Source organism: Candidatus Dormiibacterota bacterium (assembly GCA_036495095.1).
In the GTDB taxonomy this organism is placed as follows: Bacteria; Chloroflexota; Dormibacteria; order Aeolococcales; family Aeolococcaceae; genus CF-96.
On sequence record DASXNK010000152.1, the window covers coordinates 1 to 13,615 of the forward strand.

Sequence of the window (13,615 nt, forward strand, 5' to 3'; positions counted from 1 at the left end):
TTCGGCGTCACCGAGACGTCACTTCCGCGTTCGGTGGGTTGCCGACGGCCCGTCCAGACACGCCCAGATTCGAATGGCGATCACCGCTCCAAGCGGACGGACCGGAGCCCGCTATGAACCCGTGCGGTACATCTGCGGTACTCGACCCACGCACACTTGCGGGACAGAGATCGAAATCCCTTGCGCAGCCAAGTCGGGGAGACAGGACTCGAACCTGCGACCCCTGGTCCCCCAGACCAGTACTCTAACCACCTGAGCTACTCCCCGATGGGCCGCGCGGGCCCATTCTAGCCGGGGCCGCCCCCCACCCGAGCCCCGGCCCCCTCCCCGTTCCCACGCGGGTCCAGGCCGAACTCCGACAGCTCGTCCCGGGCCCCGCGCCGCATCAGGTCGGCGAAGGCGGCCAGGATCGGCTTCTCCTCGAAGAGCACCGAGCACACCTCGGCGACGATCGGCATCTCGACCCCGGCCTGCGACGCCAGCCCCTGGGCCACCCGGGCGGCGTTGACCCCCTCGGCCACCATGAACATCCCCGCCTCCACCTCCCGGAGCGTCTGGCCGCGGCCGATCGCCTCGCCGAGCCGGCGGTTGCGCGAGTAGGGGGAGAAGCAGGTCACCACGCAGTCGCCGAGCCCGGTCAGGCCGGCGAAGGTGAGCGGCTGGGCCCCGGCCCGCACCCCCAGCCGGGCCATCTCGGCGAGGCCGCGGGTGATCAGCGCCGACTTGCCGTTGTCGCCGCTTCCGGTGCCGTCGCAGACCCCGGCGGCGATCGCCACCACGTTCTTCAGCGCCCCTCCGTACTCGACCCCGACCAGGTCGCCGGTGCTGTAGACGCGCAGCCGGTCGCCGGTGCAGGCGTCGCGGACCAGCGCGGCGGTGGCCTCCGAGCGGCTCGCCACCACCGTCGCCGCGGGCAGGCCGCGGGCGATCTCCATGGCGATGTTCGGCCCGCTCAGGGCCGCCACCCGCTCCCCCCAGGAGGGTCCGAGGACGTCGACCAGCACCTGACTCATGGTCATCTCGGTCCCGGTCTCGAAGCCCTTGGCGGCGCTCACCACCGCGCAGCCGGGTTCCAGCACGGAGCGGCAGCGCTCGACGGTGGCGCGCATCCCGTGGGTCGGCACCGCGAGCACGACGATCGCCGCCCCGCTCAGCGCCTCCTGGAGATCGCCGGTCACCCGCATCTCCGGGCTGAGCGAGATCCCGGGCAGGTAGGCCGGGTTGCGCCACTCGGCAGCGAGACGCAGCGCCAGCGCCGGGTCGCGGGCCCAGAGCGTGACCGCCCGTCCCGAGGCCGCGAGCACCGAGGCCAGGGCGGTACCCCACGAGCCCGCCCCGAGCACGGCGATCACGAGCCCCCCCTCCCCTGCCGTCCGGCTACCGGCGCCCGCGGATCGCGGCCCGGCGGCGGTCGGCGACGCCGCCGTCGTCCTTCTCCGCCCGGGCCCGGAGCACCACCCGCAGGGGCACGCCGGCGAAGCCGAACACCGCCCGGATGCGGTTCTCGAGGTAGCGCTGGTAGGCGAAGTGCATCATCTCGGGATCGTTCACGAACAGGGCGATGGTCGGGGTCTGGCTCTGGGCCTGGGCGGCGTAGAGCAGCTTCAGCTTCCGACCCTTGTGGAACCGGGGTGGATGCTCCTCGATCGCGGTCCGCAGCAGCGAGTTCAGCGGCCCGGTGGGGATGCGGGTGCTCCGCGCCGCCGCCACCTGCCGCGCCGCGGCCAGCACCCGGTTCACCCCCCGGCCCTCGAGGGCGCTCACCGCCAGCACCGGCACCCCGGGGACGAACGAGAACGCCTCGTGGACCTTGTTGAGGGTGGCGGAATCGGCGCGGGTCTCGGTGTCGAGGAGGTCCCACTTGTTGATCACCACGACCAGGCCCTTGCCCGCCTCGGCGGCGTACCCGGCGACGTGGCGGTCCTGGGCGACCACTCCGGTCGAGCCGTCGACCACCACCACGGCGACGTCGCTCCGCTCCATCGCGCGCAGCGCGCGGAGCAGGCTGTAGTGCTCGACGTCGGTGCCGATCACGCCGCGGCGGCGGATGCCCGCGGTGTCGACCAGCACCACCTCGCCGTGCTCGTCCTCGATGCGAGTGTCGACGGTGTCGCGGGTGGTGCCGGGCACCGGCGACACCAGCGCGCGCTCCTCCCCCACCAGGGCATTGAGCAGCGACGACTTGCCCACGTTCGGCCGGCCCACGATGGCCACCCGCACCGGCGTCGCGGCGGCGGCGGCCTCGCCATCGACCACCTCGGCACCGTCCTCCACCTCACCACCGTCGTCCTCGGCCGGCGCCGGCAGCGCCTCGACCAGGCGGTCGCAGAGGTCGCCGACGTCGATGCCCTGGAGCGCGCTGATCATCAGCGGCTCGCCCAGCCCCAGCCGGTAGAGCTCGTGCGACAGATAGGGGTCGACCGGGCTGTCCGCCTTGTTCCCGGCCAGCAGCACCGGCCTGCCGCCGGTGCGCAGCAGCGCCGCCACCTCCTCGTCGAGGCCGGTGACGCCGTCGCGGACGTCCACGAGGAGGAGGCACACGTCCGCCTCGGCGACCGCCAGGCGCGCCTGCTGCTGGGTGCCGCTGACCAGCTGCGCCAGGTCGGAGCCGTCGTTCCTGCCACCGGTGTCGAGCCCGGCGGTGTCGACCACGGTGAACCGCCGGCCCGCCCACTCCGCGACCCCGTAGAGGCGGTCGCGGGTCAGCCCCGCGAACTCGTCGACGATGGCGCGACGCTCACCGGTCAGGCGGTTGAAGAGGGTCGACTTGCCGACGTTGGGACGGCCGACGATGGCGACGATCCCCGACGGGGTGGCGGTCGACGCCTCGGCGCGGCGGTGGCGCAGCCGCCGCGGCGTCCGGGTGCTCGCGGTGTGGCCGCGACCGGTGCGCGGTGGCATCAGCGTCCCGCCTCGGCGGCGACGCCGTCGACCGCCATGCCCACCTCGGCGAACCCGCCGGCGCCGGGCAGCAGCCGCCAGCCGCGCACCTCCCCGGTGGCCTCCGCCGAGGACGACACGATCACGTAGAGGTACTCCGCCCACGCCCGCTCGGTGTCGAGGCGCGACGGCACCGCCGGATGGTCGGGATGCGAGTGCCAGAACCCGAGCACCTCGAGACCCTCCTCCCGGGCCGCCCGCTCGGCGCGGAGGATGGCGAGGGGATCGAGCTCGAAGCGGTCGCGGCCGCGGGGGGCGAGGTTCCGTCCCGAGGTGACCGACCGGACGGCCAGGACCTCACCGGTGCCGGCGGTCCCGATCAGCACCCCGCACCCCTCGTCGGGGTACGCGGAAGCGGCCAGCCGCCGAACCTCAGCCGCCGCCGTGGGGCTGAGCACCACACCCACCTCCACCCCTAGCCTTCGCGCTGGCGGTACAGCCCGCTGCTCAGGTAGCGGTCGCCGCCGTCGGCGAAGACGATCACGATCACCCCGCCCTGCCCGGTGGCGGCGAGCGAGCGGCCCACCGAACCCGCGCAGTGCAGGGCCGCGCCGCTGGAGTGGCCGATCAGGATGCCCTCGGTGGTGGCCAGCCGGCGGGCGACGTCGTAGGCGTCCTCGGTCGACACCCCCACGTTGTCGTCGGCGAGGGCGGGATCGTAGATCCCCGGCACGATCGAGGTCTCCATGTGCTTGAGCCCCTCGAGCCCGTGCCAGGGCTCGTCCGGCTCGACCGAGATGCACCGGATCTCGGGGTTCAGCTCCTTCAGCCGCCGGCTGGTGCCCATGAAGGTGCCGCTGGTGCCGAGACCGGCGATGAAGTGGGTCACCCGCCCGCCGGTCTGCTCCCAGATCTCCAGGCCGGTGCCGTCGTAGTGGGCCCGCCAGTTGGCGTCGTTGTTGTACTGGTCGGGCATGAAGTAGCGGTCGGGATCGGCGTCGCGCAGCTGGCGGGCCAGCAGGATCGCCCCGTCGCTGCCCTCCTGCGCATCGCTGTACTCGATCTCCGCGCCGAACGCGAGCACCAGCTGCTTGCGCTCCTCGCTCACGTTCGTGGGCATCACCAGCTTCACCCGGTAGCCCCTGGCGGCGCCGATCATCGCGTAGGCGATGCCGGTGTTCCCGCTGGTGCTGTCGAGGATCACCCGGTCGTGGGTCAGCCGGCCGGAGCGCTCGCCCTCCTCGATCATCCGCAGCGCCGGCCGGTCCTTCACCGAGCCGCCCGGGTTCATGAACTCGGCCTTGGCGTAGATCTCCACCCCCGGCGCGCCCTCGTCGAAGAGGTGGACGCGCAGCAGCGGGGTGTTGCCGATCTCGTCGGTGATCCGCCGGTCGGTGACCATCCGCAGCTCACGCCGGGCCGGAACGGTGCATTGCTGACTCATGAGGTCAATTATGCCGAGACCGCCCGGTCGCCATCCGTTCCCGCCCGGCCGGGGCGTCTCCCGAGCCCGTGAGTGGTAGGACTCCTGCTCGTGTCCCGCCTCCGGCGCGCCCCCGACCCCGCGGGACGGCTGCTCTTCGGCCAGTTCGTGATGTTCACCGGCATCGCCATGCTCTTCCCCGTGGTCGCGCTCTACGTGCGCCACCGCGGCGGCAGCGCCCTCGACGCCGCCCTGTTCATCGCCGGGCCGATGCTGGCCAACACCCTGGTCCAGGTGCCCGCCGGCCGGCTCGCCGATCGGATCGGCCGCCGCCCGGTGCTCATCGGCGCCCGGCTCGGCTACGCCGCGATCTCCCTCGGCCTCTTCGCCGACCACGGCCCGCTCTGGCTCCTCGCCGCCCTCCGCGCCGCCCAGGGGGCCTGCAGCGGCGCCTACGCCCCCGCCCTGCTCGCCGCTCTCACCGACCTGACCCCGCCCGACCGCCGGGCCACCCGCTTCAGCCAGCTGCAGCGTGCCGAGCTCGCTGGCCTGCTGATCGGTCCGCTGATCGGTGGGGCGGTGGCGACCTGGCGGGAGTCGGCGGTCTTCGGCGTCGCCGGGGTCGCCGTGCTCCTCGGCCTCGGCGCGGTGTTCGGGGTCCCCGAGACCCGGGTGGCGCCGGCGGCCCACGACCACCCCGCGACCGCGCCGCCACGCTGGTGGCGCGCTCGCGGGGTGCTGGTCGCGTGCGTGACCCTGGCCACCGTCGGGCTGGTCTTCACCATGTACGACGTCGTCTGGCCCCAGTACCTCTCCGCGCGCGGCGTCAGCACCTTCGTGGTGGGCGTCTCGATCACCCTCTTCGCGCTGCCGATGCTCCTGCTCGCCACCCCCGCCGGGCGTCTGGCAGACCGCGCCGACCGGCGGGTGATCCTGGGAACCGCCCTCGCGGTGGTGAGCGTCTGCGCCGCCACCTATCCCCTGCTGCACTCGCTCGCCGTGATCCTCGCCCTGGGCACCGTCGAGGCGGCCGCCTTCGTCCTGGTCGAGCCGTCGCTGTACGCCACCCTCTCCGAGGCGGCGTCCGCCGGCGGCCGCGGCCGGATGATGGGCACCGGCGGCCTCTTCCAGTTCGGCGGCTCGGCGGTCGGCGCGTCGGTGCTCGGCGCCCTGTACGGGGTGCGCGAGGGAATCCCGTTCTGGGCCGGCGGCGCGGCGCTGCTGGTGATGGCGGTGCTCTGCGCGGTGGCCATCCCCGCCCGCGCGCCCGCGAGCGCGCCGCTAGGAGGAGGCGGAGGCCGAGGCCGAGGAGGCGACGCGGAAGCCGGAGCTCTGCCGCTGGGTATGGTCCAGGACGGCGACCACGCCGCTGGGACGGACGTGGACCGGCCCCTCGTCGCCGGGGAGCTCGACGAACTCGGAGCCGGTGGAGAGCGCCGCGAGGAGCTCCGTGACGGTGAGCTTGACGGTGACGTCGCCACCGTTCACGAGACGCAGGATCGCCATGGTTCTCCCTCGGGACGGCCGGGTCCGGGTGATGCCCTGGGATGGTAGCCCGTCCGCGGCGGCAAGGAATCTCCAGCTCCCCCGTTGGACCTGAGGACGGCCCGGCCCGCGTGAGGACCCCACGATGGCCCCGATCACCACGTTCGTGCGTGGGGATCGAGGGGCTCGTGGTGCTCTAACGCAGCATACGCGTATATCTGCGCGAAAAGTGCAAGCTGTGCACGCCCTCGTTCGTCTGGTTAGACGTAACGGTCACCGAGCCGGATCAGGCTCGACCAGACAACCAGGGAGGGAATCGTCCACATGCGCATCATCGGCATCGCTGCCCTCGCCACCGCGGCGGTACTCGGCGGCTCCGCCATGACGCTCACCAGCCATGCGTCGAAGGCGCACGGCGGGAGCGCGTCCTCGAAGTCCACCGGCGGGAAGGGCGGCACCGCCTCCGCCGGCGGCGGCACCGGCGGTGACAGCACCGGCGGCAACGGCATCGGCTGCGGGCTGCTCAGCGGCATCCTCAGCAATGACCTCAACAACATCCTGGCCGGGCAGAACCAGATCCTGAACGGCGCCAACCTGCTCGACAACCTGTTCGTCCCGGTCCTGAGCCCGGGCAGCAAGCCGAACCAGAACAGCAACGCCGGCGGCTCGACGATCAAGGGCAGCCGCGGCGCGAGCGTCAGCGGCAGCACCGGCAACGCCGCCTGCGGCAACTCCGGCAGCGGCGGCAACGGTGGCAAGGGCGGCACCGCGAAGGGTGGCGCCGGTGGCAGCGGCGGCAAGTCCACCAGCAAGGGCGGCAGCGCGTCGCACAAGAGCGGCGACTGACCCCACATTCCATGCCTTTGACGGGCGCGGCGGCACATTGGCCGCCGCGCCCGTTACATAACGTCAGGGAGGGTCTGGATTCATGCGGATAACGAGCTTCGCCGCCATCGCCGCGGCCGCGGTGCTGGGCAGCTCGGCCGTGGCCGTCACCACCCATGCGAGTGGTGGCAGCGGTCATGCGAGCTCGCACGGAGGCAACGGTGGGCGTGCCTCGGCGAGCGGTGGCACCGGTGGTGACAGCACCGGTGGAAACGGGGTCCTCTGCGGGGTCCTCAGCGGGGTCGCCAGCAACGACCTCAACAACATCCTCGGCGGGCAGACGCAGATCCTGAACGGGGTCAACCTGCTGGACAACCTCTTCGTGCCCGTCCTGAGCCCGGGAGGCAAGCCCCACCAGAACAGCAGGGCCGGCGGCTCCACCATCAAGAACAGCCGTGGCGCCGTGGACAGCGGTCGCACCGGCAACTCGAGCTGCGGGACCGCCGGCGACGGCGGCAACGGCGGCAAGGGTGGCAGGGCGACCGGCGGCAAGGGCGGGAGTGGCGGCCACTCCAGCGCCCGCGGCGGGAGCAGCAGGAACACGTCCGGCGACTAGCCGGCAGACCTGGTCTCGGGGGCGGGTGCAGCCGGGCTGCACCCGCCCTCTTCTGTGCCGGGCGGTCGGAGCGACAGAAAAGTTCGACGCGCTCGTTGTGTGTAGAGGTGGGCTCCCGGAGCGTCCTGGGGAGCCGCCGTGGGCCCGTACGGGCCGATCCCCGGGTCGGGGATGGCAGGACGCTCGAGGCAACTGGAGAAGGGGTGAGCGGCATGCACCGCATCGGCGATGACGGCGACGTGGCTCGGCGGAGGGTGCCGCGGCGCGCTCTGCGACGGTCGATGGGCACGTTGCTGCTCACCGGCTCGATCGGCTTCGGCTTCCTCACGGTCCTGGGCGTCGCCGGCAGCGCCGGCGGACCCAACAGCGTGATCACCACCCTGGCCGCGGCGAGCAGCCCGCATCCCAGCTCGCCGTCGACGTCGTCCGCGCACCCGTCGGCGACGGCGCGTCCGTCCTCGCCGCCGCCGCCCACGGCGACGGCGACCCCGGTGCCTCCCACCGCGGCACCGACTCCGTCCTGCTTCCTCGGCCTCTTCTGCACGACGCCGACCCCCGCGCCGCCCACGGCCACCCCGGCCCCGGCCACGCCGACCCCGGTGCCGGCGACCCCGACCCCGGCCCCGGCGACGCCCACCCCGACGCCGGCCCCCGGCGGCAGCACCCCGACCCCGGCGCCCGGCGGCAGCACGCCGACCCCGGCGCCCGGCGGGATCATCAACGGCCCCTACTGCGACCCCAGCGTGTCCACCTGCCCCGGCCAGGCGCCCGTCCCGGCCTCCAACTCGCTCTTCCAGCCGGGTCCGGACAGCAGCGGCACCACCACCGACACCTCGGGCTCCGGCACCTCGGGCGGCAGCGGGACCGACAGCTCCGGCGGGACGAGCACCGACACCAGCGGCTCGGGCACCGGCGCCACCGACACCAGCAGCACCGACACCAGCAGCAGCAGCACCGACGCCACGGCGCCCGACACCGGCGGCACGCCGAGCGCGGCCCCCGCGGGTGCCGCCGGCGCCTCCAGCGGTGGCAAGGGCCAGGACAGCAACTCGCTGTTCGGCAACCAGCCGCTGCCCGCGGCCGACGCCCCGGCGACGGCGTCCGCCGAGACCACCCTGAACATCTGGGCGATCGTGGGCGCGGCCCTCATCGTCCTGGCCGTCGTGCTCTCGCACGTGGTCTCCACCCTCCGCCAGCGCGGACGGAAGCGGGCCGCCTCGACGGCCTGACCCCAGGGGGAACGGGGGACGCTACCCGGCGGCGGCGGAGACCGCCGCCGGGAGCAGCCGGAACGCCGACCGTCCCGCGTAGCGGCCGGCGCTGCCGAGCTGGTGCTCGAGGCGCAGCAGCTGGTTGTACTTCGCCACCCGCTCCGAGCGGGACGGCGCCCCGGTCTTGATCTGGCCGGCGTTGGTGGCCACCGCCAGGTCGGCGATGGTGGTGTCCTCGGTCTCCCCGCTGCGGTGGCTGATCACGCTCGTGTAGCCGCTGCGGGTGGCCATGGCGATCGCCTCCAGGGTCTCGGTGAGGGTGCCGATCTGGTTCACCTTGATGAGGATGGAGTTGGCCACCCCGCGCTCGATGCCGAGGCTGAGTCGCTCGACATTGGTGACGAAGAGGTCGTCGCCGACCAGCTGGACGCGGTCGCCGATGCGCTCGGTGAGGAGCCGCCATCCCTCCCAGTCGTCCTCGGCCATGCCGTCCTCGATGGAGACGATCGGATAGCTCGCGCACCACTGCGCCCACAGGTCGACCATCTCGGCGGGCTCGAGGGTGCGCCCCTCCCCCTTCAGCACGTACCGCCCGTCCGCGAAGAGCTCGCTGGTGGCGGGATCGAGGGCGATGGCCACGTCCTCGCCGGCCCGGTAGCCGGCCTTCTCGATGCCCTCGAGGAGGATCTCCACCGCCTCCTCGTTGTGGCGCAGGCCGGGCGCGAAGCCGCCCTCGTCGCCCTGGCCGGTGCTCAGGCCACGCGCCCGCAGCACCCCGCGGAGCGCGTGGAAGCACTCGCTTCCCGCCTGCAGCGCCTCGGCGAAGGTGGGCAGGCCGAGCGGCGCGTACATGAACTCCTGGAAGTCGACGCTGGTCTGGGCGTGGGCGCCGCCGTTGAGCACGTTGAGCAACGGCACCGGGAGCAGGTGGGCGTTGACCCCGCCGAGATAGCGGTGGAGGGGCAGCCCGCTCGCCTCGGCGGCGGCGCGGGCGCAGGCGAGGCTCACCCCCAGGATCGCGTTGGCGCCGAGCCGGCTCTTGGTCGGGGTGCCGTCGAGGGCGCAGAGCGCGCCGTCGAGGGCGACCTGGTCGGCGGCGTCGCTGCCGATCAGCTCGGGACCGATGACGTCGACCACGTTGGCGACCGCCTGGCGGACGCCCCTGCCCCCGTACCTCCCGGGGTCGCCGTCGCGGAGCTCGACCGCCTCGTGGCTCCCGGTGCTCGCACCGCTGGGCACCAGCGCGCGTCCCACCGCGCCGCCGCTGAGCAGCACCTCGACCTCGACGGTCGGATTACCGCGCGAGTCCAGCACCTCCAGCGCGGTCAGCTCCTCGATCAGCGTCATCGGCGGCATCTCCTGAACCCGGCGAGGCGCCCGCATTATGGACGCGCGCTCAGCGTGGCGGGCCGGCCGCCACGGTCACCACCCCGGGTGCGTCAGCCGCCGCCCGACCAGCAGAAGGACCACCAGCAGGTGGTCGAGGCCGTGGTCGTGCTCGTGGACGTCGTGCTGCTGGACGACGAGACGCTCGTCGACGTGGCCGAGGTGGACGATGTCGAGGTGACCGTGGTGGTCGTGCTCGACGACGCCGAGGTCGAGGAGGTGCTGGAGCTGGTGGTCGTGGTCACGGGGTAGATCGGCTGGCCGGGCCCGGGGCACTGGAGGGTTCCCGACGTCGTGCTGCTCGAGCTCACCGAGACCGGGAACGGCATGCTGCTGTGCGCCTGGAGGGTGATGGTGCCGAGGAATGGCACCGCCACCGGCTTCGACAGGTAGGTCACCGTCACCGTGACGCAGGAGGGCGACGCCAGGCTGGGCAGGGCGTCGACCACGATGTTCGCCCGGGTGGGATCGACCGGCGACTGCTGCAGCTCGGTGGCGCTCACCGCGCACAGGTGCGCCGGGTTCACGGGGAGGACGTTGCCGGACGCCTGAGCGGCGTGGACGATGGTGTCGGGGAGGCCGCTCTCGCAGATGCTGCCGGCCGGCCCGGTGTACAGACCGGTCTCGATCGTCGCCCAGCGGGAACCGCCGCGGGCGGCGCTGCCCACCGCCGAGTTCATGAAGAACAGGTAGGCGCCGGCGATCGTCCCCGCGATCACCACGATGGCGAGGGAGCCGATCAGGGCGAACTCGACCAGGCTCTGGCCCGCGGCGCCACGGCGGCGGATCGACAGCCGGGGACGGCGCTCAGCCGACAAGGGGAGGGTTCCCCGAGCCGATCACGCCCGGCAGGTTGTAGGTGTTCTTGGTGCCGTCGATGACGATCGCCGTCCCGCCGTCGGTGTTGAAGTCGTCGACAACGCTCGGCCCGTTGACGGTGACGGTCCCATGCGACGTCCTCGGATACCCGGACCCGGTGCCGACCCCGGCCTGGAGCACCCCGCCGGGGTGAAAGGGGACGCCGACATCCCAGAAGTCGTAGGGGTTGGACCTCCCCCCGATGCTGGTGGTGCAGGCTCCGCCGACGACCGGCCAGCCGTAGCAGGGGAAGCTCGCGTTGTACACGAGGCCGTTGAGGGTGACGGTCGCGGTGTCGCCCGGTTGGGCGTCGAGGCCGGTGTTGCCCGGGATGGAACGCTCCTGGAAGAGGACGATGTCCCGGTACTCGCCGCTGGTGGGTCCGGTGAGGGTGATGGTGCCCGCGCCGCCCAGAATCGCCGCGTAGTTGGTGCCGGTGCCGTACTGGCTGGTGTCGGCGGACGAGGAAGCCTGCGAGTACGCGACCACTCCCTTGTACGGACCGTTCGCGAACATCGTGCCGAAGGGCGCGGGCGCGCTCGATGTGGTTCCGCCGCACGTGACCGAGCGGCTGTCGGTCTCCGCCTGTCCGTTGCTGTTGGTCACGCCGCTCGGGTAGCACGGGGCGCCGTTGCCGGTGCCGGTCGCCGTGAAGGCGTTGCCGGACCACGACCCCGGCACGTTGCCGGGGACCGGCACCGGCGACCCGGTCGCGATCATCACGTTGTTGCCCTGCACCGTGGTGCCCGCCTGGGTGAGGATCGCCAGGCCCTTCTCGAAGCGGAAGACACCGGGATACTGGCCGCTGGGGTTGAGGTCGTACGCTCCGGAGCAGTCGGCGAACTGGACGTTGCCGCTGGTGATCACCACCGGGTTGGCGTAGTCGCCGGGCAGCAGCACCGTCGTGCCGCTCGTGCCCACGTTCGGAGGCTGCACCGAGGCCGGCACGGTTCGCGCCGGCGCGGCATTGCCGTCCTGCGGGCAGAGGCCCTGGGTCGGGGTGGCGAAGGGGTCGTCGACGCCGCTGCCGCCGGCGCCCGGCAGCAGGGGGTCGGTGAGCTGGGTCTGGTTGTTGACGATCAGGTCGTACTTCAGCACCACGCTCGACGACGCGCTGCAGGTGGCCGTGTTGTACGGATCGGGGGTCGGTGGATAGCCCGGCGGGGTGCTGTTGTACGGGGGCGGCGCGCCACCGTTGGTCCCGAAGCACCAGTCGAGCGGCCAGTTCGGCCCGACCGTCTCCATGATCCCGTGCAAGATCAGGTTGCTCGTGTCCTTGGCGTCGACGACGTCGTCGTAGCTGACCCCGTTGTGGGTCTGGTTCCACGGGCTCCAGGGCACCGTCGAGTTGGCGAAGATGGTTCCGTAGACGGAGAAGGTCCCGGTCCCCCCGCCCAGCACCGCATGGGGCTCGACCTGGTCCAGCGCGACGATCGCGACGCTCTGACCGGTGCCAGGATTGAGAATCGACCTCGCCGATGCCGTGGTCGACAGGCTTGAGACGCCCATGATCCGGGCGAGGAACGGCGACCACGACGGCGAGACCCTGACCGCCACCCCGCACGCCGTCGACGGCGGGTAGGTGGTTCCACTGTTGCTCACCGTCCACGGCAGCCCGTAGTTGGCCGGATTGGGGATGGTGGCGCCGGCCTTGTCGAGATAGGTGCCGGTCCAGCCGGCCGCGACCGCGCTCGAGTTCTGGTCGATCACCGACTGCATCGTGGAGAAGACCGCGGCGTTGCTCGGAGCCGAGCCGCCGCCCTGGCAGACGCCCTTGATCGCGTTGGTGCCGGCGACGGCGGCGAAGTCGGCGGCGTTCTGGGCGCGCCGCAGCTGCACCAGCCCGAAGCCACCGTCGACCGCGACCGCCGCCATCCCGAGGACGACGATGGCGGCGAGGGCGAACAGCACGACGACCTGCCCCCGCTCGTGCCTCCGGCAGAGGTGGGGACGGCGCGATGGCCTGCGCATGCGGATGGTCATGGTGTCGCTCCGGCCTGGGACTGGACGGTGATCCCCTTGAGCAGCGGGATCAGGGGGACCACGGGATGGGAGACGTGGACCACCTCCATCGGGGTGTTGAGCGGCGCCGGCGCGGTGGACCTGGTGATCCACACACAGCTCTGACCCGCACCGCAGGCGCTGGCTCCCGTCGTCGGCGACGCGACATAGCAGCCGACGCACCCCTCCTCGTAGTTGATCGCAGCGGTGGCGTCGGCGAGTTCCTGGGTGAGTGCGACCGCGGAGTTCGCGCTCACGTCGTTGGAGGCGGCGATCGCCCCCGCGCGCACGGCTCCGGTGAGCCCGATCACCGAGCTGAGGTACTGGGAGCCGGTGGAGGCAACTGCCAGGATCAGCACGAACAGGGGGAAGACGACCGCGAACTCGACGAGCGACTGCCCCTGCGGGCGCCGGCCGTGCCGGGATTGCTGGCGGGCGGTGCGGCGCACCTCCGGATCGTCCGGTCCACGCTGCAACCGCGTCAATAAAGAAAGGTCGAGGCTTGTCTCCGCGGGGGGCATGCCGCCATCCTCGTCGGTACTCGGACCGGGCGAGCGTCCGGTATGACGCTCGTCACCGATCGGTCACCTGGCGGTGCCACGGCCTTACGACCCTTGGCAGGCGACTCCGGCCGGAGTCAGCGATCCGGCCGGGCCGCCGGGGTCGGGTCCTTCATCGCCCTTTACGACTGCTCATGAATTCTGCGGTGGACGTCGTTGAGAGTCGGCCAATCGCCTCGAACCTCATGGGAGACACCCGGCCCACCCGCTCCTCTCGTGCCGGGTCGATCCACCTCGTAAAGGAATGCTGTGAGACCACGTAAGGCTCTGGCCCTCGCCCTGGGCGGCCTCGCCAGCGGCGCCGTCGCGCTCGGCGGCGCCGTCACCCCTGTCTCGGCCCACGCGAACATCATCACCCTCACCCCGTCAT

The 13,615-nt window shown here is 72.5% G+C and carries 12 protein-coding genes and 1 tRNA gene; 4 read left to right on the plus strand and 9 right to left on the minus strand.

Annotation, left to right across the window (positions count from 1 at the left end; translation table 11 throughout):
* Positions 1–193: 193 nt before the first annotated feature.
* The 5 genes from VGL20_15755 to VGL20_15775 form a co-directional block, all read right to left on the minus strand.
* Positions 194–267, minus strand: a tRNA-Pro gene (locus tag VGL20_15755).
* Positions 268–287: 20 nt separating this feature from the next.
* Positions 288–1,352 (minus strand): NAD(P)H-dependent glycerol-3-phosphate dehydrogenase, encoded by a 1,065-nt coding sequence (locus VGL20_15760; protein HEY2705136.1) that lies wholly within the window; start codon positions 1,350–1,352, stop codon positions 288–290.
* 25 nt (positions 1,353–1,377) lie between these two features.
* Positions 1,378–2,901, minus strand: a complete 1,524-nt coding sequence (gene der, locus VGL20_15765; GenBank protein ID HEY2705137.1) for a ribosome biogenesis GTPase Der — start codon at positions 2,899–2,901, stop codon at positions 1,378–1,380.
* Positions 2,901–3,353, minus strand: a complete 453-nt coding sequence (locus VGL20_15770; protein ID HEY2705138.1) for a M67 family metallopeptidase — start codon at positions 3,351–3,353, stop codon at positions 2,901–2,903. The genes der and VGL20_15770 overlap by 1 nt, the downstream gene beginning before the upstream one ends.
* Before the next feature lie 2 nt (positions 3,354–3,355).
* Positions 3,356–4,282: a cysteine synthase family protein gene (locus tag VGL20_15775; GenBank protein HEY2705139.1), complete on the minus strand. Its 927-nt coding sequence runs from the start codon at positions 4,280–4,282 to the stop codon at positions 3,356–3,358.
* 132 nt (positions 4,283–4,414) lie between these two features.
* Between VGL20_15775 and VGL20_15780 the strand changes: the two genes are divergently transcribed.
* The 4 genes from VGL20_15780 to VGL20_15795 all read left to right on the plus strand — a co-directional run bounded on the left by VGL20_15780 (position 4,415) and on the right by VGL20_15795 (position 8,458).
* Positions 4,415–5,857 carry an MFS transporter gene (locus tag VGL20_15780; protein HEY2705140.1) on the plus strand — a complete coding sequence of 481 codons (1,443 nt, stop codon included), beginning with the start codon at positions 4,415–4,417 and terminating at the stop codon, positions 5,855–5,857.
* 255 nt (positions 5,858–6,112) lie between these two features.
* Positions 6,113–6,634 carry a hypothetical protein gene (locus VGL20_15785; GenBank protein ID HEY2705141.1) on the plus strand — a complete coding sequence of 174 codons (522 nt, stop codon included), beginning with the start codon at positions 6,113–6,115 and terminating at the stop codon, positions 6,632–6,634.
* Positions 6,635–6,716: 82 nt separating this feature from the next.
* The gene (locus VGL20_15790; protein ID HEY2705142.1) at positions 6,717–7,229 is read left to right on the plus strand and encodes a hypothetical protein; all 513 of its coding nucleotides are present in this window, start codon (positions 6,717–6,719) and stop codon (positions 7,227–7,229) included.
* A 203-nt stretch (positions 7,230–7,432) separates the two neighbouring features.
* Entirely contained in the window at positions 7,433–8,458 is a 1,026-nt protein-coding gene (locus VGL20_15795) for a hypothetical protein (protein ID HEY2705143.1), read from the plus strand.
* A gap of 21 nt (positions 8,459–8,479) precedes the next feature.
* Here VGL20_15795 and eno read toward each other — a convergent pair whose 3' ends face one another.
* The 4 genes from eno to VGL20_15815 all read right to left on the minus strand — a co-directional run bounded on the left by eno (position 8,480) and on the right by VGL20_15815 (position 13,206).
* Positions 8,480–9,787 carry a phosphopyruvate hydratase gene (eno, locus tag VGL20_15800; protein HEY2705144.1) on the minus strand — a complete coding sequence of 436 codons (1,308 nt, stop codon included), beginning with the start codon at positions 9,785–9,787 and terminating at the stop codon, positions 8,480–8,482.
* Between the two features lie 92 nt (positions 9,788–9,879).
* Positions 9,880–10,644: a TadE family protein gene (locus VGL20_15805; protein HEY2705145.1), complete on the minus strand. Its 765-nt coding sequence runs from the start codon at positions 10,642–10,644 to the stop codon at positions 9,880–9,882.
* Positions 10,634–12,667, minus strand: a complete 2,034-nt coding sequence (locus tag VGL20_15810; protein HEY2705146.1) for a Tad domain-containing protein — start codon at positions 12,665–12,667, stop codon at positions 10,634–10,636. Before VGL20_15810 ends, VGL20_15805 begins: the two co-directional genes overlap by 11 nt.
* Positions 12,664–13,206, minus strand: coding sequence for a TadE family protein (locus VGL20_15815; GenBank protein HEY2705147.1), 543 nt, complete (start codon positions 13,204–13,206; stop codon positions 12,664–12,666). Before VGL20_15815 ends, VGL20_15810 begins: the two co-directional genes overlap by 4 nt.
* Positions 13,207–13,615: the final 409 nt, after the last annotated feature.